Here is a 20,027-nt window from a genome sequence, read left to right as displayed (position 1 = left end):
GAGGTATCTGAAAATGTTTTCCTGCTGCCTGAATTAAATACCCGGCGACAGTCCAGGAAGATGAGGGGGTGTAAGGATCAGAATACTATTTAGAACAACGTAAGCCATGAGCTAGCTATACACGTTGTTTATGTGTAAAAAGGGGGATTCATTCAGCAGGTGTTCATCGTGAAATACATTCGGCTAATTTTAAAGCTCATAACAGCATCACTTTATGTGTTTCTGGTTGTTTTTGGCTCTGGATTTGTAGGTTCGAGTACAGCCAGTGCAATTAATCTTGAATCACTTAACCTAAATTACTCATTAATCGCAAAGGACTCGGCGGTATACGCACTTTGCGCAACTGGAGCGACATTGGTTGTTCCACCTGCCCTATATTTAATCCAGTATTATGTATGGCCAGTGTTAAAGTTTATCGGTTTGAAGATTCGCTACTTCTTCCATGGATACTAAAAGTCTCGCAACTGGCGAAGCGGCACTATTTTTCCCATTACAGCGCGGGCTCTTATGAGCCTTCATCCGCTCGTATTTAGCTTTCAAAGCTCCGCTGGAGTCGGCCCCATCGACGAAACTGGCGCAGCCAACACGGCACGTACAGTCGTTTCCGGCTTGCCTTTTCTCTCACGTATAGCGACATCTCATTTGACATATTTTTTGTATAGAAGCCATTCCGCCCAAACATCCTCAGGGTCGATGTCAAGGTAACCCCGTTCTTTAATCATTTCTTTTGCAACATCAACTGGCATTCGTACAGCTGTAGCGGAATCACGGATTGACTCAACCTCTTGCTGAGTTAACTCTCTTCCGGTTTCTCTTTCTTTACTTAAAAGAACCACTACCAACGCAGGAATAAACACAATAGTCATTTTTTATTAGCATCCGATTTTCGACGAGCTTCGATCATATGAACGTAAAATGCGTGAAACTCTTTATCCTAGCTGACAACAAGCTCGGGCGGTAATGAATTCCTTTCCTCATCCCATTGGGCAAGAACGTCCTGACACTTATCGTATGCCTCATCAACGATCTCTATGGCTGGCCTATCTGTGTTGATGTACGGGGTCGTATATTTATCGAGACATACTGTTACTGGAGGGCCATAACTGTATTCTTCAGCTAAAACAGGAGCAGCGAGAACCATTGAAGCCATTGCTATCCATTTCATTTCTGATTCGCCTTCGCCATTTCCATGTTACGCGGACATCTACTCTCGGGTAGATCCACGATTTCACCGATAATACTGCAACCTCGAAAGGAAGTGATCTGACACAGGAATAAATTGTTCAAGGTCCACAATCTCACCTGTTCTATAAGCATCAAATTTACTCATACCCTCCCTCCGGCTTTCAAACGCGTGTATTTAGCTTTTAGAAGCTCAGCTGGCGTCGTCCTTTTGGAGTCACGCTCGTCGAACAGGCGGGTTACTGTTCACCTCCGGGAGTTCGGAAAAACGGAAACGCAGAAGCTGCACTTTGTATTTAAGCCCCGACCTCAAAAAGGAAGGCAGGCTGCCTATTATTCAGTCAGTTCTATTGTGTCACTATGGGATATTACGGTAAGACGTCCGGGCATTCGCCGCAGACGCCCTATCAGCTGGGTCATACATATGCGTACTGGATGTTGTCGGCAGGTGCTAATCCTGCTTTTATAGTGAATCAGATGGGTCATGAGAATGCAGAGATGTTCTTCCATGTATACTCTGCGTGGATAAATGCTCTCGCTAGCGATCAGGTATCATTTTTGAATCAGCGCTTTGGCGGATATGCGAATGCCCCTGGAGTGTCCCTGAAGGTAAAAACAGAGTAGTTAATTATTTGATTTCCCGGTGATATTTAATGAAAAAGCTGTTTGTGCAGTTTTATCTTTTGCTGTTTGTCTGCTTCCTGGTGATGACCATGCTGGTCGGGCTGGTCTATAAATTCACCGCCGAACGTGCGGGCAGGCAGTCGCTGGACGATCTGATGAAAAGCTCGCTCTATCTGATGCGTAGCGAGCTGCGGGAAATTCCCCCGCACGACTGGGCGAAAACCCTTAAAGAGCTGGATTTAAATCTGTCGTTCGATCTGCGCATCGAGCCATTGAAAGATTTCGATTTAGATGCCCCCACCCTGCAACGTTTGCGTGACGGGGACATTGTGGCGCTGGATGAGAAATACACCTTTATCCAGCGTATTCCTCGCAGCCATTACGTACTGGCCGTCGGGCCGGTGCCTTATCTGTATTATCTGCATCAGATGCGCCTGCTAGACCTCGCCCTGCTGGCGTTTATTGCCATTTCACTGGCTTTTCCGGTGTTTATCTGGATGCGCCCACACTGGCAGGACATGCTGAAACTGGAATCTGCCGCGCAGCGTTTTGGTGAGGGTCATCTTACCGAGCGGATTCATTTCGACAGCGGTTCCAGTTTCGATCGCCTCGGCATTGCGTTTAACCAGATGGCCGATAACATTAATGCCTTGATTGCCAGCAAGAAACAGCTGATCGACGGGATTGCTCACGAGTTGCGTACCCCGCTGGTTCGCCTGCGCTATCGGCTGGAGATGAGTGAGAACCTGACCGAGGCGGAGAATCAGGCGCTGAATCGCGACATTGGCCAGCTTGAAGCGCTGATTGAGGAGCTGCTGACCTACGCGCGCCTCGACCGTCCGCAAAACGAGCTTAACCTCAGCACGCCGGATCTGCCCGTCTGGTTACAGGCGCATATTGATGATGTGCAGAGCGTTAATCCCCAACGCACGCTGTTAACGGCGGTGACGCCGGGGGATTACGGCGCGCTGGATATGCGTCTGATGGAGCGCGTGCTGGATAACCTGATGAATAACGCCATGCGCTACAGCGAGAGTACGCTGCGGATTGGCCTGGATTTGCAGGGCAATCAGGCGAGCCTGACCGTAGAGGATGACGGGCCAGGAATTTCCCCGGAAGCTCGAGAAACCGTGTTTGAACCCTTTGTCCGCCTCGACCCCAGCCGCGATCGCGCCACCGGAGGCTGTGGCCTTGGGCTGGCGATCGTCTACTCTATCGCCCAGGCGATGGGCGGCACGGTACATTGCGAGGCGAGCGAACTTGGCGGCGCGCGCTTCTGCTTTAGCTGGCCGGTGTACCATAACATCGTCCTTCCCGTCCCTGCCTGACCTCAACCGCACGCTGGCCTGACCCGGCGTGCTGTGCTATATGATAAGTATGTTGTAACTAATGAGAGTGTTTATGGCGACCTACGATCTCATCGAAAGGCTGAACAGTACCTTTCGCGAAATAGAACACGAGCTACTTACCCTGACAGAACGCTTGCAAACCTGCCGCCTGCTGGCCGCGCGCGTCTTTACTCTGCCTGATGTAGCCAAAGGGGCGGAACACGACCCGCTGAATACCATCGAAGTTGAACAGCACATCGGCAGCGCCGCATTTGAGCTGGCGATGAAGCACTATCGCCATCTTTTTATCCAGCAGCAGTCAGAACATCGCAGCAGCAAGGCGGCCGTGCGTCTGCCTGGCGTGATCTGCCTGCAAACCGATGCGACAATGCGTGAAACGCTGGAAGGCCAGACTACCCATATCAACACCCTGAAAGCGGCATTTGAAAAGATCGTCACCGAAGAGTCGGGCCTCGCCCCTGCCGCCCGGTTTGAGTGGGTGCACCGTCAGCTTCCGGGGCTGATTACCCTGAATGCCTATCGCACGCTGACGGTACTGCGTCACCCCGCCACGCTGCGCTTCGGCTGGGCGAATAAGCACATCATTAAAAACTTCACCCGGGATGAGATTCTGGCGCAGCTTGAGAAAAGCCTGAAAGCACCGCGTACGGTTGCCCCCTGGTCTCGCGAGCAGTGGATTGAGCGTCTGGAGCAGGAGTATCACAGCATCGCCTCGCTACCGGCGGACACGCGCCTCAAGATAAAACGCCCGGTGAAGGTGCAGCCTATTGCCCGCGTCTGGTATTCCGGGCAGCAAAAGCAGGTGCAGTATGCCTGCCCAACGCCGCTGATTGCGCTCTTTGATGCCGATCAGGGGGCCATGGTGCCGGATATTGGTGAGCTTTTGAATTACGATGCGGACAATGTCCAGCACCGTTACAGACCTCAGGCGCAGCCGCTACAGCTGATTATTCCACGGCTGCACCTGTATGTGGCGGGATGATTATTTCAGACTGCCGACCATCGCCTCCGGGCGAACCCAGGCGTCAAACTCAGCCTCCGTCAGATAGCCCAGCGCCAGGGCGGAGGCTTTAAGCGTCAGCCCCTCTTTATGCGCTTTTTTAGCGATCTCGGCGGCTTTGTCGTAGCCAATATGGGTATTTAGCGCCGTCACCAGCATCAGGGATTCATTGAGCAACTGGCTGATACGCTCGCGATTTGGCTCAATCCCTACCGCACAATGCTCGTTAAAGCTCTCCATCCCGTCCGCCAGCAGACGAATCGATTGCAGAACGTTGTGGATCACCATCGGGCGATAGACGTTCAGCTCGAAGTTGCCGGACGCGCCGCCCAGGTTGACGGCCACGTCGTTGCCGATCACCTGACAACAGAGCATGGTCATGGCTTCGCACTGGGTCGGGTTGACTTTACCCGGCATGATGGAGCTGCCCGGCTCGTTTTCCGGGATGCTGATTTCACCGATGCCGCAGCGTGGACCCGAGGCCAGCCAGCGCACGTCGTTGGCGATTTTCATTAATGATGCCGCCAGCCCTTTCAGCGCGCCGTGGGTATGCACCAGTGCGTCACAGGTCGCCAGCGCTTCGAACTTATTGGGCGCCGTGACGAACGGCTGTCCGGTGATGCTTGCCAGCTCTTCAGCCACGCGCACCGCATATTCCGGATGAGTATTTAACCCGGTACCCACCGCCGTACCGCCGAGCGCCAGCTCCGCCAGATGCGGCAGGCTGTGGTCGATGTGCTTCAGGTTATGTTCCAGCATCGCCACCCAGCCGGAAATCTCCTGCCCGAGCGTCAGGGGCGTGGCGTCCTGCAGGTGCGTACGGCCGATTTTAACGATGTCGCGGAAGGCCTGCGCTTTCTCGTTGAGCGTGGTTTTGAGCACGTTGAGCTGTGGGATAAGCTGCTCGCGGATAGCAATCACCGCCGCCACGTGCATTGCCGTCGGAAAGACGTCGTTAGAACTCTGGCTTTTGTTGACGTCATCGTTCGGGTGAACCTTACGCTCCATGCCGCGCACGCCGCCCAGCAGTTCACTCGCCCGGTTTGCCAGCACTTCGTTCATGTTCATATTGCTCTGGGTGCCGGAACCGGTCTGCCAGATGGCGAGGGGGAATTCGTCGGGATGCTTGCCCGCAAGCACTTCATCGGCAGCGTTGATGATGGCCGTCGCTTTATCGGCGGCCAGCAGGCCTAAATCCTGATTCACTTTGGCGGCGGCGCGTTTGGTCAGCGCCAGCGCCTGAATCAGCGAAACAGGCATTTTTTCGGTCGAGATACGGAAATGCTCCAGCGAACGCTGGGTTTGCGCGCCCCATAGCTTGTCGGCGGGGACGTCGATGGCGCCCATCGAGTCTTTCTCATGGCGTACCGTGGTCATTACTTTCTCCTTGATAACAAAAGAGGGATTGCTCACATGCTTAAGGGATAAGTATTGATGACTTTTGAGAAACGTTATGGCGCTTTGTGCGCTCTTTTTGGTGTCGGGTGGCGCTGACGCTTACCCGCCCTACGAGAATGTAGGCCGGGTAAGCGTCAGCGCCACCCGGCATTTTCTTCAGACTACTTCACACACGCCGAACACTGAGAAGACTGGATCTGTTTGAAGAAGTCGTTACCTTTGTCATCCACCAGGATAAACGCCGGGAAATCTTCCACTTCAATTTTCCAGATCGCTTCCATACCCAGTTCCGGGTATTCCACGCACTCCAGGCTCTTGATGCTGCCCTGCGCCAGCACCGCTGCCGGGCCGCCGATGCTGCCCAGGTAGAAGCCGCCATGCTTGTGGCAAGCGTCCGTCACCTGCTGACTACGGTTACCTTTCGCCAACATGATCATGCTGCCGCCGTTGGCCTGAAGCTGGTCAACGTAGGAATCCATACGGCCTGCCGTAGTCGGACCTAACGAGCCGGACGCGTAGCCTTCAGGCGTTTTCGCTGGGCCTGCGTAGTAGATTGGGTGATCTTTAATGTACTGCGGCAGCCCTTCGCCGTTGTCCAGACGCTCTTTCAGCTTCGCGTGCGCAATGTCGCGGCCCACGATAATCGTGCCGTTCAGGGAGAGACGGGTCGAGACCGGATACTGAGAAAGCTGCGCCAGGATCTCTTTCATCGGACGGTTCAGGTCCACGCGAACCGCTTCCCCCTCGCCCGCTTTACGCAGTTCTTCCGGGATGTATTTGCCCGGGTTGTTCTCCAGCTTCTCGATCCAGATGCCGTCGCGGTTGATCTTCGCCTTGATGTTACGATCCGCCGAGCAGGACACGCCCATGCCCACCGGGCAGGATGCGCCGTGGCGCGGCAAACGGATCACGCGAATGTCGTGCGCGAAGTATTTGCCGCCAAACTGTGCGCCCAGCCCCAGGTTCTGCGCTTCGATCAGCAGTTCCTGCTCAAGCTGCACGTCGCGGAACGCCTGGCCGTGTTCGTTCCCTTCTGTCGGCAGGCCGTCGTAGTATTTGGTCGACGCCAGCTTGACGGTTTTCAGCGTGCTTTCCGCCGAGGTACCGCCGATCACGAAGGCGATATGGTACGGCGGGCACGCTGCGGTGCCGAGGGTACGCATTTTCTCAACCAGGTAGTTTTTCAGCTTGCCCGGGGTGAGCAGCGCTTTGGTTTCCTGGTAGAGGTAGGTTTTGTTAGCCGAACCGCCACCCTTGGCGATGCAGAGGAATTTGTATTCGTCGCCATCGACGCTGTAGAGGTCAATCTGAGCAGGCAGGTTGGTGCCGGTGTTGACCTCTTTGTACATATCCAGCGCCGCGTTTTGCGAGTAGCGCAGGTTATCTTCGATATAGGTGTTGTAGACGCCGTGCGCCAGCGCCGCTTCGTCACCGCCGCCGGTCCAGACGCGCTGGCCTTTTTTGCCGGTGATAATTGCGGTACCCGTATCCTGGCAGGTCGGCAGAATGCCCTTCGCCGCGATATCCGAGTTACGCAGGAACTGCAGCGCCACGTACTTATCGTTCTCGCTGGCCTGCGGATCGCTCAGGATATCGGCAACCTGCTGCTGATGCGCCGGGCGGAGCATGAACGAAGCATCGTGGAAGGCCTGCTGCGCCATCAGCGTCAGCGCTTGCGGGTCAACTTTGAGGATCTCCTGTCCCTCAAACTCAGAGACAGAAACGTAATCGCGGGTTAACAGGTAATACTCAGTCTGATCCTTACTGAGGGGAAAAGGATCCTGATAATGAAAGGGTTTGTTCGACATTGTTCTCTCACTTACTGCTTCGGTCTGATTGTTCAGGGCAGATGTTCCGCTGCCCGGCTTAAAAGCGAGTCAGCTTATCCTACACAATTTTTTAACAAAAACTGAGACTAGTACGACTTTTTACATCCGCAGGTTACTTCCACGCGGTTTATTGCTTTAATACCCGGAGTTAATTCCACATTTGAATCAGGGCTTGATAATGCAAAAACTCATCAACTCAGTGCAAAACTACGCCTGGGGAAGTAAAACTGCGTTAACGGATCTCTACGGTATCGCCAACCCGGACAACCTGCCGATGGCAGAGCTGTGGATGGGCGCGCACCCGAAGAGCAGCTCAAAAATTGAAGACGCCAGCGGCCAGGTGCGCAGCCTGCGCGACGTGATTGATGCCGATAAAGCCGCATTGCTGGGCGAGAAGGTTGCCACGCGTTTTGGCGAACTGCCGTTCCTGTTTAAGGTACTGTGCGCCGACCAGCCGCTCTCCATTCAGGTTCACCCGAACAAGAAAGCCTCTGAAATCGGCTTTGCGAAAGAGAACGCGGCGGGGATTCCATTAGACGCGGCTGAACGTAACTACAAAGATCCGAACCACAAACCGGAGCTGGTTTTTGCTCTCACCCCTTTCCTTGCGATGAACGCGTTCCGCGAGTTTTCGGAGATCGTTTCTCTGCTGCAACCGGTGGCGGGTGCTAACAAGGCTATCGCCCACTTCCTGGAAAACCCGAACGCGGACGCACTGAGCCAGCTATTTGCCAGCCTGCTGAATATGCAGGGCGAAGAGAAATCTCATGCGCTGGCGGTGCTGAAAGCTGCACTGAACAGCCAACAAGGTGAGCCGTGGGAGACCATCCGTCTGATTTCCGAATTCTACCCGGACGACAGCGGCCTATTCTCTCCCCTGCTGCTGAACGTGGTGAAGCTGAACCCGGGCGAAGCGATGTTCCTGTTTGCCGAAACCCCGCACGCCTACCTGCAGGGCGTAGCGCTGGAAGTGATGGCCAACTCGGATAACGTGCTGCGCGCGGGCCTGACGCCAAAATACATCGATATCCCTGAGCTGGTCGCCAACGTGAAGTTCGTGGCGAAACCTGCCGACGAACTGCTGACTCAGCCGGTGAAAAACGGCGCAGAGCTGGACTTCCCGATCCCGGTTGAGGATTTCGCGTTTTCTCTGCACGACCTCAGCCAGGCCGAAACCGCCATCGCACAGCAGAGCGCGGCGATCCTGTTCTGCGTGGAGGGCGAAGCGACGCTGCAGAAAGGCCAACAGCGTCTGGTGCTCAAGCCGGGCGAGTCGGCTTTTGTTGCAGCGAACGAGTCGCCGGTTAGCGTGAGCGGCACCGGTCGTCTGGCGCGCGTTTTTAATAAGCTATAAGCACTTACTGAATTTTTTAACAACTCTTGCTAAGCTAGTTTAAGGTTTTATATCTCCGGGCGGTTTTTACCGCCTGGTTTCATTTTAGGGATAGTCGCAATGAAAAAATCGGTCGTAGCGGTTGGAGTGATTGTAGCGTTAGGCGTGGTCTGGACGGGTGCCTCCTGGTTTACCGGGAAACAGCTGGAAGGTCGTCTGGCTGAGATGGTCGCGCAGGCTAACGGAGAGATTAAGCGCAGCGCGCCGGAGGCTGGCGTTGAGCTTAGCTATCAGAACTATCAGCGCGGCGTGTTTACCAGCCATATGCAGATGGTGGTGAAACCTGTAGCAGGAAACGCCAACGCCTGGCTGAAGCCAGGCCAGAGCGTGGTGCTGGATGAAGTGGTCAGCCACGGTCCGTTCCCGCTGGCGCAGTTAAAATCGTTTAATCTGATCCCATCAATGGCGTCCGTTCACACGGTGCTGGTGAATAACGACGTCACCAGGCCACTGTTTGATCTGGCAAAAAATACCTCGCCTTTCGAAGTCAATACTCGCATCAGCTATGCCGGTGACACGAGTTCTGATATTGCGCTGAAAGCGCTGAACTACGAGAAAGAGAACGAGAAGGTCGCCTTCAGCGGGGGTAACTTCAAACTGGACGCTGACCGCGACGGAAACGTGTTCTCTCTGACCGGTGAAGCAGAAAGCGGCGTAGTGAACGCGGTTAATGAATATAACCAAAAGGTTCAGCTCAGCTTCAACAACCTGAAAGCCGACGGCAACAGCCGGATGACCGACTTTAAAGAGCGTATTGGCGATCAGAAGCTCTCTCTCGATAAGATTGCAATCGCGGTTGAAGGTAAAGAGATGGCCGTGCTGGAAGGCATGGACGTGAACGGTAAATCCGACATTTCCAAAGACGGCAAGAATATCAATACGCAGCTGGATTACGCCCTGAAGAGCCTGAAGGTGCAGAATCAGGATCTGGGGACCGGAAAATTAACGCTGAAGATCGGCAATATCGACGGCCAGGCGTGGCACGAATTTAGCCAAAAATACAGCAAAGAGAGCCAGGCGCTGCTGACCGATGCCGCGCTGCAGCAGAACCCGGAAGTGTACCAGCAGCAGGCGATGGCGGTGCTGTTCAACAACCTGCCAATCCTGCTGAAAGGCGAGCCGGTGATCACCGTCGCGCCGCTGAGCTGGAAAAACAGCAAAGGCGAAACTAACTTCAACCTGTCGCTGTTCCTGAAAGATCCGGCAGCCGCAACGGGTGAACCGCAGACGCTGGCGCAGGAAGTGGATCGCAGCGTGAAGTCGCTCGAGAGCAAGCTGACCATCCCAATGGACATGGCGACCGAGTTTATGACCCAGATTGCGAAGCTGGAGGGTTACGGCGATGAAGACGCTGGCAAACTGGCGAACCAGCAGGTGAAAGGTCTGGCTGCGATGGGCCAGATGTTCCGCATCACTAAAGTGGAAGACAACACGATTTCCACCAGCCTGCAGTATGCCAACGGCCAGGTAAACCTGAACGGCGATAAAATGCCGCTGGAAGATTTTGTCGGCATGTTTGGTATGCCCGCTCTGGGGATGCCGGAACCGGCTGAACCTGCAGCGCCAGCCGAACCGGCGGCGCCGCAGCAGTAAACAGCAACACCCCTCGCATGAGGGGTTTTTTATTGCCGGGTGGCGCTGACGCTTACCCGGCCTACGATTCCGGGCCGTTGTAGGCCTGCGCAAGCGAAGCGCCGCCGGGCGTGACCTCAGTGCTGCAGGTAAGGTTCTCTGACAAAGTCAGCCAGAAGATAAATCAGGTCATGCAATAAACCAGCAAGTTCTTGCGAGACAGCAATTGCCTGAGTCTGGCTCAACAAAGCCTGATTAAGTGCCTTAGCATACCCCACCAGCATCGCAGTATCTTGCCAGCAATCTGGCATACAGGATTGAGTTGATAATGGGGTACTCAATCGCTCTACCAGACGAGGCGGTAAATCTTCATCGCATCTGTTTTTTAACTCATCGAGAGTAAAAGCCAGACGGCCACAAAACGCTAAGCGCTCTGCTTTGTCTTGGGTTTCCATAAGCACGTTAACAAAAGCGCAGCAGCAATCCGTCAGTTCGAAGAGATCCAGCGTTGAGGGTATCGGCAGGTCAAGAAGTTGGCAGGAAATACTGTCAGTGGATTGAGGGTTAGCAAGAGTTGGGATCGTAGCCATATGGCAGCCTCCGTGTGATATTTTAAGGCCACCGTCTAAGTTTCCACGCTCAGAGGGTGGCGGCGCTGACAGGGGTGGAAACTGAATCACACGGTCTTCAGCCAGTCTTTCGACTGCCCTATCAGCGCCACCGTTGATTTTACAAGGATATGCGCTGCCCCGACACTAAAACTGTGTCGTCGTGTGATGGTTCAGGTTTCCACGCCTGACTGCGGAATTTGCCGCAGTGGGGGAACTCTAATGGATATTACAAAAAAAAGAAATTGGCCCTTCTTTTTTACTTTATTTTTTAATCAAAAATGCGAGAGGCATTCCAAAAGTACACTTGGAATCATTCGAATTCTAAATATGAAATGATATAATATTCTCAATACCTAGATTTAGGCAGCCTGTTTGGTTACTATAATCATTGGCAATCACAACCAACTAATTTTTCGAGATGATCTATGCGAAAATCATACAGAACACATGAGCGACAAATGTTTTATAAATATATGTCAACAAATACTGCCAAAATTGTTCTCGAAAATTGCAGCCTAAGGTGGAGCTCACCAATAATATTTAATGACCCATTTGATGTACCTCGAGAGGTAATGAAAAATATCAACGAAATTTCTCTAGGTAAAGCATTAGCGCAAAAACTGAAGCAGGAATTGCTTAACCCAAGACAGGACCTTGTAAATTTGAACCCAAGAATAAGGGCCCTTCTGGATATTTATAAAAAACTTTTCCCCTACGGCATCCCTCCAGGTTTAGCGGAAAAATTTCAAGAAATTGAAATTAATCCTCCTGTTGGGCCAGGAGCATCTATTGCTATAGAAGATATGAAAAATATGTGGCGAGGTATGCTCAATGATAGAAGAATTCTATGCCTATCCGAAAGTGCTACAATCCCACCAATGTGGAATCATTATGCTGACGGATACAAAGGTGTTGTTATTGAATTTGAATGCATTGATGAACTTGATAGTGCATGGTTAATAGCAAAGCCAATAAATTATACAAATGAAATGCCTTTAACTTATACTGCTGAGGGTATGGCGGATTTACTTTTTTTACCAGACAGTCAATCAATTAACTATATCAACAATGAAATCACATTTATCAAAACAGAAGATTGGGCATACGAAAAAGAATGGAGAATATCAACCTATTCGAAAACAACTAATTCCGGACACTACAGTGACTATGGTTTTCACCCGTTAGAAGTTAAGTCGATAATTCTGGGCCCTCATTTTAATGACATTGATGTGGATTTTACAAAACTTGTTCAAAAGTATCCTTTAGCACGTATACGAAAGAGCAAATTTGGCGAACACAGAAAAATAATAATTTCACCATAGATGAACGTTCTAAAAATTAATAATATTAGTGATTAAACCAATGAGTGTTTGAGAATGTACAATCTTTTAGCCGGGTGGCGGCTACGCCTAACCCGGCCTACGATTCAGAGCCGTTGTAGGCCCGTGCAAGCGCAGCGCCGCCGGGCGATGTGCAGCGGAGATTATTTCACCGTTACCAGTCGCGCCGCCACAATCTGGTGCCCGGCCTGAACATCCGTATTGTCGATGCGCTGCATGATCCTGTCCGCCAGCGTGTAGCCCATCTCCCGCGCAGGGGTAGTCGCCCAGACGATCGGGAGATCGTCGAGCGCATTTTCGCCGACGTCGGCGAACGCCCCGAGCGCCACCTGATGGCCGAAGAACGTTTCTACCCCACCCTCGCCGCTCTGGCGTCCGGCGCGGATCAGGCCAAACCAGGCACCCATGGCAATCACGTCGTTATAGCAAATCACAGCGCTGATCGTCGGACTGCTTCGCAGTAGCGCGCCTATCGCTTCCGCCGCTTTCTTCTGGCTGGATTCACACTCCACGACCCATTCACTGTGGAACGGCAGGCCGTATTTAATCAGCGTCGCGCAGTAGCCGCCTACCCGCTCGGCGCGCGTCAGGGACGAGCTTTTCCCGCCCAGCCAGGCGATGCGCTGATGCCCGCGACGAATCAGATGCTCAGTCAACATTTGCGCGGCCTGCATGTTATCCGGGCGCAGCGTATCGGCTTCGTCCAGGTAGCTGGCGCGAGAGGCAAACACCAGCGGTACGCCTTTTTCGGCGGCTCGCTCACACAGCTCGCTGCCCACGCCCGATGCCCCGGCGACAATCACCCCGTCCACTCCCTGGTTTAGCAGCATATCGAGCCGGGAAAGAAGCTGATCGGCCTCGCATCCGCCATGCAGCAAAAAGACCATCCGTCCCTGTGCCTCTAGCGCTTCCGTTAATCCGGCTGTGAGCTCCGCATAAAACGGCGAGGTTAAGTCGCGAACGATCAAACCAATCACCCCACTTTGCCCACCGCGAAGCGCGGACGCCTGGCGGTTACGCACAAAGCCCAGTTGCTCAACCGCCTCGTTGACCCGCTGTCCGGTGGCGGGGGAGATACGCCCCTTCCCGCTTAAAACCAGCGATACCGTGCTGACGGAAACGCCAGCCGCGAGGGCAACATCATTGATGGTGATCTTTTTCGCTACAGCCATGGGTTGGCGTGACTCCCTGATAATGAGATCGGTAAAACGTTTTATCAATACGTTATCTTTATACTACCAGTAAAAGCCTGAGAATGTGATTTAGCGCGCACTAAAGTTTGATAAAACGTTTTATCTTCTCGCTGCATTGAAGCAGGTAAACTATTTTTAACCACCAAGGAGTCGTTTTATGACGGCGAAAGCAGCACAAAAAATATCGCTGTGGGAGTTTTTCCAGCAACTGGGTAAAACCTTTATGCTGCCCGTGGCACTCCTCTCATTCTGCGGGATCATGCTGGGGATCGGCAGCTCCCTGAGCAGCCATGACGTCATCACGCTGATCCCGTTCCTCGGCAACCCGGTGCTGCAGGCGATCTTCATCTGGATGAGCAAAGTCGGCTCCTTTGCGTTTAGCTTCCTGCCCGTCATGTTCTGCATCGCCATCCCGCTGGGCCTGGCGCGCGAGAATAAAGGCGTAGCCGCCTTTGCGGGCTTCGTGGGCTACGCAGTGATGAACCTTGCGGTTAACTTCTGGCTGACCGCAAAAGGGATTCTGCCTACCACCGATGCTGCAGTACTGAAAGCCAATAATATTCAGAGCGTGATTGGTATCCAGTCTATCGACACCGGGATCCTCGGTGCGGTGATCGCGGGTGTGATTATCTGGATGCTGCACGAACGCTTCCACAATATCCGTCTGCCGGATGCCCTGGCCTTCTTCGGCGGTACCCGCTTTGTGCCGATTATCACCCTCGTGGTCATGGGTCTGTTTGGTCTGATCATTCCGCTGATCTGGCCTGTCTTCGCGATGGGTATCACCGGTATTGGTCGCATCATTAACGGCGCGGGTGATTTCGGTCCGATGATCTTCGGTACCGGTGAACGTCTGCTGCTGCCGTTTGGTCTGCAGCACATTCTGGTGGCCCTGATTCGCTTCACCGAAGCGGGCGGGACGATGGAGGTGTGCGGTCACGACGTGAGCGGTGCGCTGACGATCTTCCAGGCGCAGCTGAGCTGCCCGACCACCCACGGCTTCTCTGAGAGCGCAACCCGTTTCCTGTCTCAGGGCAAAATGCCTGCCTTCCTGGGCGGCCTGCCGGGCGCGGCGCTGGCGATGTACCACTGTGCTCGTCCGGAAAACCGTCATAAGATTAAAGGCCTGCTGATTTCCGGCGTGATCGCCTGCGTCGTTGGCGGCACAACCGAGCCAATCGAATTCCTGTTCCTGTTCGTCGCGCCGGTGCTGTATCTTATTCACGCTGTGTTGACCGGTCTGGGCTTCACCGTGATGGCGGTACTGGGCGTCACCATCGGCAACACCGACGGCAACGTGATTGACTTCGTGGTGTTCGGGATCCTGCACGGCTTGTCCACCAAGTGGTACCTGGTGCCGGTTGTGGCGGCAATCTGGTTTGCGGTGTACTACGGCATCTTCCGCTTCGCCATCACCCGCTTTAACCTGAAAACACCGGGCCGTGATGCTGAAACAGCGACCAGCGTTGAACAAGCGGTTGCAGGGACGGTAGGAAAATCGGGTTACAACACCCCGGCCATTCTGGCAGCGCTGGGCGGTGCGGATAACATCACCTCGCTGGATAACTGCATTACCCGCCTGCGTCTGTCGGTGGCGGATATGTCGAAAGTGGATACCAATGCGCTGAAAGCTAACCGCGCCATCGGTGTGGTACAGTTAAATCAGCATAATTTGCAGGTGGTTATCGGCCCGCAGGTGCAGTCGGTAAAAGATGAACTGGCCACCCTGATGCGAACAGTCGAAGCCTGATGCCTCAGCCCCCTCTCATGAGGGGGTTTTACGTTAAGGATGAGAGTTATGTTTGATTTCTCGACCGTCGTGGATCGTCACGGCACCTGGTGCACCCAGTGGGATTACGTTGCCGACCGCTTTGGCGCGGCCGATCTGCTGCCCTTCACTATCTCGGATATGGATTTCGCCACTGCGCCCTGCATTACCGACGCGCTGCATCAGCGCATCGATCACGGCGTGTTTGGCTATAGCCGCTGGAAAAACGATGAGTTTCTGGCTGCCGTCGCGCACTGGTTCCAGCAACGCTTTAACAGCCGTATCGAAACCGAATCCGTCGTTTATGGCCCTTCCGTCATCTACATGGTGTCAGAGCTGATCCGTCTCTGGTCGCAGCCCGGCGACGGCGTGGTGGTTCATACTCCCGCGTACGATGCGTTTTATAACGCCATCGAAGGCAACGCGCGCCACGTCGTACCGGTTGCGATGGTGAAACAGGCGAGCGGCTGGATGGGTGATATGGCCGCGCTGGAACCGGCCCTGGCCAAACCAGAAAACAAAATTTTGCTGCTCTGCAGCCCGCAAAATCCAACCGGTAAGGTCTGGACGCGGGATGAGCTGACGCAGATGGCGGAACTGTGTGCACGCTATGACGTGGCGGCGATCAGCGATGAAATTCATATGGACATGGTGTGGGGAAAACATCATCACACACCGTGGAATGAGGTAGCACGCGGCAAATGGGCGCTCCTCACCTCTGGCTCGAAAAGCTTTAATATTCCGGCACTGACCGGGGCTTACGGCCTGATCGGCGATGAAGCGAGTCGCACGGGTTACCTCCGCGCTCTTAAAGGCCGCGACGGACTCTCTTCCCCTTCCGTGCTGGCGCTGACGGCGCATATCGCCGCCTATCAGCAGGGAGCGCCATGGCTGGATGCCTTGCGGAGTTATCTGGAAGAGAATCTGTTGTTTATCGCGCAGGAATTAAACCGCGCTTTTCCGAAACTGAACTGGCAGCCGCCGGAAGCAACCTATCTGGCCTGGATTGACCTGCGCCCGCTGAACATTGACGACAGGGCGCTGCAAAAAGTGCTGATAGAGCAGGAAAAAGTGGCGATCATGCCGGGATATACCTACGGAGAAGAGGGTAATGGTTTCGTACGCCTGAACGCAGGCTGCCCGCGCAGCAAGCTGGAACAAGGGGTGCAACGCCTCATCGCCGGGATTGCTACCCTGCTGTAACACCATTGCGCAACGGAATATTCCCTTGCGCAAATAGCTTTTTACCCCGTTTTGTTTTTATAATATGGCGCACTTTAACCAGCAAAGAGTGCGACCATGATTGATACACGCCTGCCTTTAACTGATATTCATCGTCACCTTGACGGTAACATTCGTGCCCAAACCATCCTCGATCTTGGCCGCCAGTTCAATTTAACGCTTCCAGCACAAACGCTTGAAACCCTGATCCCACATGTTCAGGTCACCTCGAATGAGCCGGATCTGGTCAGCTTCCTGAGCAAACTCGACTGGGGCGTAAAGATGCTGGCCTCGCTGGATGCCTGCCGCCGCGTGGCGTTCGAGAACATTGAAGACGCCGCCCGTAATGGCCTGCATTACGTCGAACTGCGCTTCTCGCCGGGCTATATGGCAATGACCCACAACCTGCCCGTCGCGGGCGTGGTGGAAGCGGTGATTGAGGGCGTTCGCGAAGGATGTAAAGCTTTCGACGTTCAGGCACGTCTGATTGGTATCATGAGCCGCACCTTCGGTGAAGCGGCTTGCCTTCAGGAGCTGGAAGCATTGCTGGCGCATCGTGACCAGATTACCGCTGTCGACCTCGCCGGGGATGAACTAGGCTTCCCAGGTAGCCTGTTCCTCTCTCATTTCAATCGCGCGCGTGACGCGGGCTGGCACATTACCGTTCATGCGGGTGAAGCAGCAGGCCCGGAAAGCATCTGGCAGGCCATTCGTGAGCTGGGCGCAGAGCGTATCGGCCACGGGGTGAAAGCCGTCGAAGATCGTGCCCTGATGGATTTCCTGGCGGAGCAGCGCATCGGTATCGAATCCTGCCTGACCTCCAACATTCAGACCAGCACCGTGGCAACGCTGGATAAACATCCGCTGAGAACCTTCCTGGAACACGGCGTGCTGGCCTCGCTGAACACCGACGATCCGGCGGTTCAGGGGGTGGATATTATTCACGAATACAACATCGCCGCACCGCAGGCGGGCCTGAGCCGCGAGCAGATCCGCCAGGCGCAGATTAACGGGCTGGAAATTGCGTTCCTGACGCCTGAAGAGAAGCAGGCGCTTAAAGATAAAGTGGCTCGCGGTTGAGCATTTGCCGGGTGGCGCTGCGCTTACCCGGCCTACAAAAACATTTAGAACTTATGCCAGACAGAGCGTGGAGCGATGTTTGGCAGATTCGATGCCCAGCTCAATCAGCTCCATGATCTGAATCGCCTGGCTGGCCGGAACCGGATTCTCCCCCGTCCCGTTGAGCGCGTCACGGATAGCCGCGTAATAAGCCGGATAGTTCCCTGGAATGGTCAGCAGCGTTTCCTGAACCAACTCTTCACCTTCCGCGCGCGTCAGCACGCCATCACGCATGTCGTAGCCCCAGTCCTCTTGCGGCAAACGCTCACCGTTTTTCAGGCGGTCCTCCTGCGGATCTAAACCAAACTTCACGTAGCTACCGCGCGTACCATGAAGAATATAACGCGCCGATTCCGCGGCGGCGAGCATCGTCCCGTGCAGTACGACACGACGCTGCGGATAGCTCAAAACGGCATGGAAGTAATCTGTCGTCTGCGCGCCAGGCCGAAGCTGCGCTAAATCAACCGTCATACTCACCGGCAGACCAAACAAATTTACGGCCTGATCGAGTAAATGCGGCGCTAAGTCATACCAGATACCGCTTCCGGGGCCCGCCTGTTCACGCCAGCGGTTACGCACCTGCGGACGAAAGCGGTCAAAATGAGATTCAAAATAGCCTATTTCACCGAGAGTGCCTTCACTAAGCAGGGCTTTCACCGTCAGGAAATCACTGTCCCAGCGCCGGTTATGGAAGACGGACAACAGCCTGCCAAGACTTCTTGCCAGTGCATCCAGCTCGCGCGCCTGTGACAGTGTCACGGTAAAGGGCTTATCGACCACAACATGTTTACCCGCTTCCAGCGCCGCTTTAGCTAACGGAAAGTGCGTGTCATTTGGGGTAGGAATGACGATGACATCAATATTCGGATCGTTGAAAAGATGTTTAGGCTCAGAAACAACCGGAACGGTTGGCCAGTCGGCATGTACTTTGGCGGCATCACTGCTCGAAACCGCCCCCAGCGACATTCCCGGGGTCCCGCTAATCAGAGGCGCGTGAAAGGTTTTACTCGCGTAACCATAACCAATCAGCCCGACACGGATATTTTCACTCATCGTAGTGCCCTCCTGTCATTATCTTATTTCACACTGGCTTTGCGGGTATTACTACACATTAATAATGTGTCATATGACTTAAAATAGCACCTTGCACCAGATGTTTTTGTTACAAGGATGTAACTCACTAAGATTGATTAAGGGTATCGTTCCCAAACCGCTTGCCGAGGTCAGTGCTGCACGGTAACATTTGTAATCTGTATTTATGGATAAATTACAAACACGAGTCATGTCATCAATAATTAATCGAATCATTGAATTAGCGGGATGGATTGTCCTTGGGGTTTCGGTCATTTTGCTTGGCGTTGCCAGCCACATCGATAACTACCAACCGCCGGAGCCTGTCACCGTCGCACAACCGAAGTAACGCCCTTGTGACACATTCTGTCAGTTGCATATTGCCAGCCGTGTTGAACAGGGTTAACCTTCTCTTCCAGGCATCGTCTGATGCCTGAATCTTTCAGCAAAGAAAACTCCTAATTTCGTCACATTACCTGAGTGGGCTGTTTTACGTCTTTATTTATCCGTTTATTATTCGAACGAATTACCGACACGGGTATTACTCACTTTTATATGGAAACTTATTAACATGACAGTTCAGGACTATTTATTAAAATTTCGCAAGATCAATTCCCTTGAGAGCCTGGAAAAACTGTTTGACCATCTAAACTACACGCTGTCGGATAATCACGAAATTATCAATATGTATCGCGCCGCTGACCACCGCCGCGCTGAGCTGGTCTCCGGTGGTCGTTTGTTCAACGTCGGGGAAGTGCCGAAGTCCGTATGGCGTTACGTTTTATAAGAAAGTAGCCATCCGCGCGAAATGTTATATACTCTCCGCCCTGCAAATTTCTGTATACCCTTTCGCGCAGACTATGGGAGAGAGCATGACCGTATCGCCTGGAGAAAGAATTGGAGGCTGGTTAATCGCCCCGCTGGCATGGCTGCTGGTTGCATTATTAAGCGCATCGCTTGCGCTGTTACTCTATACCACCGCGCTGATCACACCTCATGCCATTCAGACCCTGATGTCGCAAAGTGTGCTTAATATTGCGTTGTGGTTTACCTCGTTCGTCTTCGCCATCGGGATGTGGTACTACACGCTCTGGTTGACCATTGCGTTCTTTAAGCGCCGCAAAAGTGTGCCAAAACATTATATTATCTGGCTGCTGATTTCCGTGCTGCTGGCGGTGAAAGCCTTTGCTTTTTCTCCGGTTTCTGACGCGCTAGCGGTTCGCCAGCTGTTATTCCCGTTACTGGCTGCTGCGCTGCTGGTCCCTTACTTCAAGCGTTCGACGCGGGTGAAGAAAACCTTCGTGAACCCGTAATAACCTTACTGTTAACCTGTTGTCGCCTGTCGTGCTTTGTCCGA

Annotated in this window: 18 protein-coding genes; 11 read left to right on the top strand and 7 right to left on the bottom strand. The window is 53.5% G+C overall.

Going from position 1 to position 20,027, the window contains the following annotated elements; all coding sequences use genetic code 11:
- Positions 1–638: 638 nt before the first annotated feature.
- Positions 639–866, bottom strand: coding sequence for a hypothetical protein (locus tag ACOQH0_RS09910; RefSeq protein WP_421512137.1), 228 nt, complete (start codon positions 864–866; stop codon positions 639–641).
- Between the two features lie 68 nt (positions 867–934).
- The gene (locus tag ACOQH0_RS09905) at positions 935–1,165 is read right to left on the bottom strand and encodes a hypothetical protein (RefSeq protein ID WP_421512136.1); all 231 of its coding nucleotides are present in this window, start codon (positions 1,163–1,165) and stop codon (positions 935–937) included.
- Between the two features lie 670 nt (positions 1,166–1,835).
- Between ACOQH0_RS09905 and rstB the strand changes: the two genes are divergently transcribed.
- Positions 1,836–3,134, top strand: coding sequence for a two-component system sensor histidine kinase RstB (gene rstB / locus ACOQH0_RS09900; protein ID WP_421512135.1), 1,299 nt, complete (start codon positions 1,836–1,838; stop codon positions 3,132–3,134).
- A gap of 73 nt (positions 3,135–3,207) precedes the next feature.
- Positions 3,208–4,137: a DNA replication terminus site-binding protein gene (gene tus / locus ACOQH0_RS09895; RefSeq protein WP_214594095.1), complete on the top strand. Its 930-nt coding sequence runs from the start codon at positions 3,208–3,210 to the stop codon at positions 4,135–4,137.
- Here tus and fumC read toward each other — a convergent pair whose 3' ends face one another.
- Together fumC and fumA are read right to left on the bottom strand one after the other, a co-directional pair.
- Entirely contained in the window at positions 4,138–5,532 is a 1,395-nt protein-coding gene (fumC, locus tag ACOQH0_RS09890; protein ID WP_421512134.1) for a class II fumarate hydratase, read from the bottom strand.
- A 182-nt stretch (positions 5,533–5,714) separates the two neighbouring features.
- Positions 5,715–7,361 carry a class I fumarate hydratase FumA gene (fumA, locus tag ACOQH0_RS09885; RefSeq protein ID WP_237847624.1) on the bottom strand — a complete coding sequence of 549 codons (1,647 nt, stop codon included), beginning with the start codon at positions 7,359–7,361 and terminating at the stop codon, positions 5,715–5,717.
- A 199-nt stretch (positions 7,362–7,560) separates the two neighbouring features.
- Here fumA and manA point away from each other — a divergent pair, with 199 nt between their 5' ends.
- Positions 7,561–8,736, top strand: a complete 1,176-nt coding sequence (manA, locus tag ACOQH0_RS09880) for a mannose-6-phosphate isomerase (protein WP_421512133.1) — start codon at positions 7,561–7,563, stop codon at positions 8,734–8,736.
- Positions 8,737–8,835: 99 nt separating this feature from the next.
- Positions 8,836–10,368: a YdgA family protein gene (locus ACOQH0_RS09875; RefSeq protein ID WP_421512132.1), complete on the top strand. Its 1,533-nt coding sequence runs from the start codon at positions 8,836–8,838 to the stop codon at positions 10,366–10,368.
- A 116-nt stretch (positions 10,369–10,484) separates the two neighbouring features.
- Here ACOQH0_RS09875 and ACOQH0_RS09870 read toward each other — a convergent pair whose 3' ends face one another.
- Positions 10,485–10,937, bottom strand: a complete 453-nt coding sequence (locus ACOQH0_RS09870; protein ID WP_421512131.1) for a hypothetical protein — start codon at positions 10,935–10,937, stop codon at positions 10,485–10,487.
- Between the two features lie 479 nt (positions 10,938–11,416).
- On the opposite strand from ACOQH0_RS09870, the gene ACOQH0_RS09865 reads away from it, so the two are divergent.
- Positions 11,417–12,280 carry a DUF2971 domain-containing protein gene (locus ACOQH0_RS09865; RefSeq protein ID WP_421512130.1) on the top strand — a complete coding sequence of 288 codons (864 nt, stop codon included), beginning with the start codon at positions 11,417–11,419 and terminating at the stop codon, positions 12,278–12,280.
- Positions 12,281–12,441: 161 nt separating this feature from the next.
- On the opposite strand, the gene ACOQH0_RS09860 is transcribed toward ACOQH0_RS09865, so the two are convergent.
- Complete coding sequence (locus ACOQH0_RS09860) at positions 12,442–13,470, bottom strand: Mal regulon transcriptional regulator MalI (RefSeq protein WP_421512129.1); 1,029 nt, start codon at positions 13,468–13,470, stop codon at positions 12,442–12,444.
- Positions 13,471–13,648: 178 nt separating this feature from the next.
- On the opposite strand from ACOQH0_RS09860, the gene malX reads away from it, so the two are divergent.
- The 3 genes from malX to add all read left to right on the top strand — a co-directional run bounded on the left by malX (position 13,649) and on the right by add (position 17,560).
- The gene (malX, locus tag ACOQH0_RS09855; protein ID WP_089599526.1) at positions 13,649–15,241 is read left to right on the top strand and encodes a maltose/glucose-specific PTS transporter subunit IIBC; all 1,593 of its coding nucleotides are present in this window, start codon (positions 13,649–13,651) and stop codon (positions 15,239–15,241) included.
- A 48-nt stretch (positions 15,242–15,289) separates the two neighbouring features.
- Positions 15,290–16,462, top strand: a complete 1,173-nt coding sequence (locus ACOQH0_RS09850) for a MalY/PatB family protein (protein ID WP_421512128.1) — start codon at positions 15,290–15,292, stop codon at positions 16,460–16,462.
- Between the two features lie 96 nt (positions 16,463–16,558).
- On the top strand, positions 16,559–17,560 hold the full coding sequence (gene add, locus ACOQH0_RS09845; RefSeq protein WP_089599522.1) for an adenosine deaminase: 1,002 nt from the start codon (positions 16,559–16,561) through the stop codon (positions 17,558–17,560).
- A 51-nt stretch (positions 17,561–17,611) separates the two neighbouring features.
- Here the strand turns inward: add and ACOQH0_RS09840 are convergent, their stop codons facing one another.
- Entirely contained in the window at positions 17,612–18,652 is a 1,041-nt protein-coding gene (locus tag ACOQH0_RS09840; RefSeq protein ID WP_421512127.1) for an oxidoreductase, read from the bottom strand.
- A gap of 241 nt (positions 18,653–18,893) precedes the next feature.
- Here ACOQH0_RS09840 and blr point away from each other — a divergent pair, with 241 nt between their 5' ends.
- The 3 genes from blr (at position 18,894) to ACOQH0_RS09825 (ending at position 19,983) form a co-directional block, all read left to right on the top strand.
- Positions 18,894–19,019 (top strand): division septum protein Blr, encoded by a 126-nt coding sequence (gene blr / locus ACOQH0_RS09835; protein WP_168112406.1) that lies wholly within the window; start codon positions 18,894–18,896, stop codon positions 19,017–19,019.
- 222 nt (positions 19,020–19,241) lie between these two features.
- Positions 19,242–19,457 (top strand): transcription modulator YdgT, encoded by a 216-nt coding sequence (gene ydgT, locus ACOQH0_RS09830; protein ID WP_010430382.1) that lies wholly within the window; start codon positions 19,242–19,244, stop codon positions 19,455–19,457.
- 85 nt (positions 19,458–19,542) lie between these two features.
- Entirely contained in the window at positions 19,543–19,983 is a 441-nt protein-coding gene (locus ACOQH0_RS09825) for a DUF2569 domain-containing protein (RefSeq protein WP_421512126.1), read from the top strand.
- Positions 19,984–20,027 lie beyond the last annotated feature (44 nt).

Source organism: Enterobacter sp. JS8-1 (genome assembly GCF_049187015.1).
Lineage (GTDB): Bacteria > Pseudomonadota > Gammaproteobacteria > Enterobacterales > Enterobacteriaceae > Enterobacter > Enterobacter mori.
The sequence above is the reverse complement of the archived record's forward strand: the minus strand, read 5'-3'. Positions and strand labels throughout refer to the sequence as shown.

Coding starts and splice junctions, on each gene's coding strand:
- ACOQH0_RS09870 (WP_421512131.1), bottom strand. CDS start 10,937: ATGGCTACGATCCCAACTCTTGCTAACCCTCAATCCACTGACAGTATT.
- ACOQH0_RS09875 (WP_421512132.1), top strand. CDS start 8,836: ATGAAAAAATCGGTCGTAGCGGTTGGAGTGATTGTAGCGTTAGGCGTG.
- ydgT (WP_010430382.1), top strand. CDS start 19,242: ATGACAGTTCAGGACTATTTATTAAAATTTCGCAAGATCAATTCCCTT.
- ACOQH0_RS09860 (WP_421512129.1), bottom strand. CDS start 13,470: ATGGCTGTAGCGAAAAAGATCACCATCAATGATGTTGCCCTCGCGGCT.
- ACOQH0_RS09840 (WP_421512127.1), bottom strand. CDS start 18,652: ATGAGTGAAAATATCCGTGTCGGGCTGATTGGTTATGGTTACGCGAGT.
- ACOQH0_RS09865 (WP_421512130.1), top strand. CDS start 11,417: ATGTTTTATAAATATATGTCAACAAATACTGCCAAAATTGTTCTCGAA.
- tus (WP_214594095.1), top strand. CDS start 3,208: ATGGCGACCTACGATCTCATCGAAAGGCTGAACAGTACCTTTCGCGAA.
- malX (WP_089599526.1), top strand. CDS start 13,649: ATGACGGCGAAAGCAGCACAAAAAATATCGCTGTGGGAGTTTTTCCAG.
- rstB (WP_421512135.1), top strand. CDS start 1,836: ATGAAAAAGCTGTTTGTGCAGTTTTATCTTTTGCTGTTTGTCTGCTTC.
- fumC (WP_421512134.1), bottom strand. CDS start 5,532: ATGACCACGGTACGCCATGAGAAAGACTCGATGGGCGCCATCGACGTC.
- ACOQH0_RS09850 (WP_421512128.1), top strand. CDS start 15,290: ATGTTTGATTTCTCGACCGTCGTGGATCGTCACGGCACCTGGTGCACC.
- ACOQH0_RS09825 (WP_421512126.1), top strand. CDS start 19,543: ATGACCGTATCGCCTGGAGAAAGAATTGGAGGCTGGTTAATCGCCCCG.
- ACOQH0_RS09905 (WP_421512136.1), bottom strand. CDS start 1,165: ATGAAATGGATAGCAATGGCTTCAATGGTTCTCGCTGCTCCTGTTTTA.
- add (WP_089599522.1), top strand. CDS start 16,559: ATGATTGATACACGCCTGCCTTTAACTGATATTCATCGTCACCTTGAC.
- ACOQH0_RS09910 (WP_421512137.1), bottom strand. CDS start 866: ATGACTATTGTGTTTATTCCTGCGTTGGTAGTGGTTCTTTTAAGTAAA.
- manA (WP_421512133.1), top strand. CDS start 7,561: ATGCAAAAACTCATCAACTCAGTGCAAAACTACGCCTGGGGAAGTAAA.
- fumA (WP_237847624.1), bottom strand. CDS start 7,361: ATGTCGAACAAACCCTTTCATTATCAGGATCCTTTTCCCCTCAGTAAG.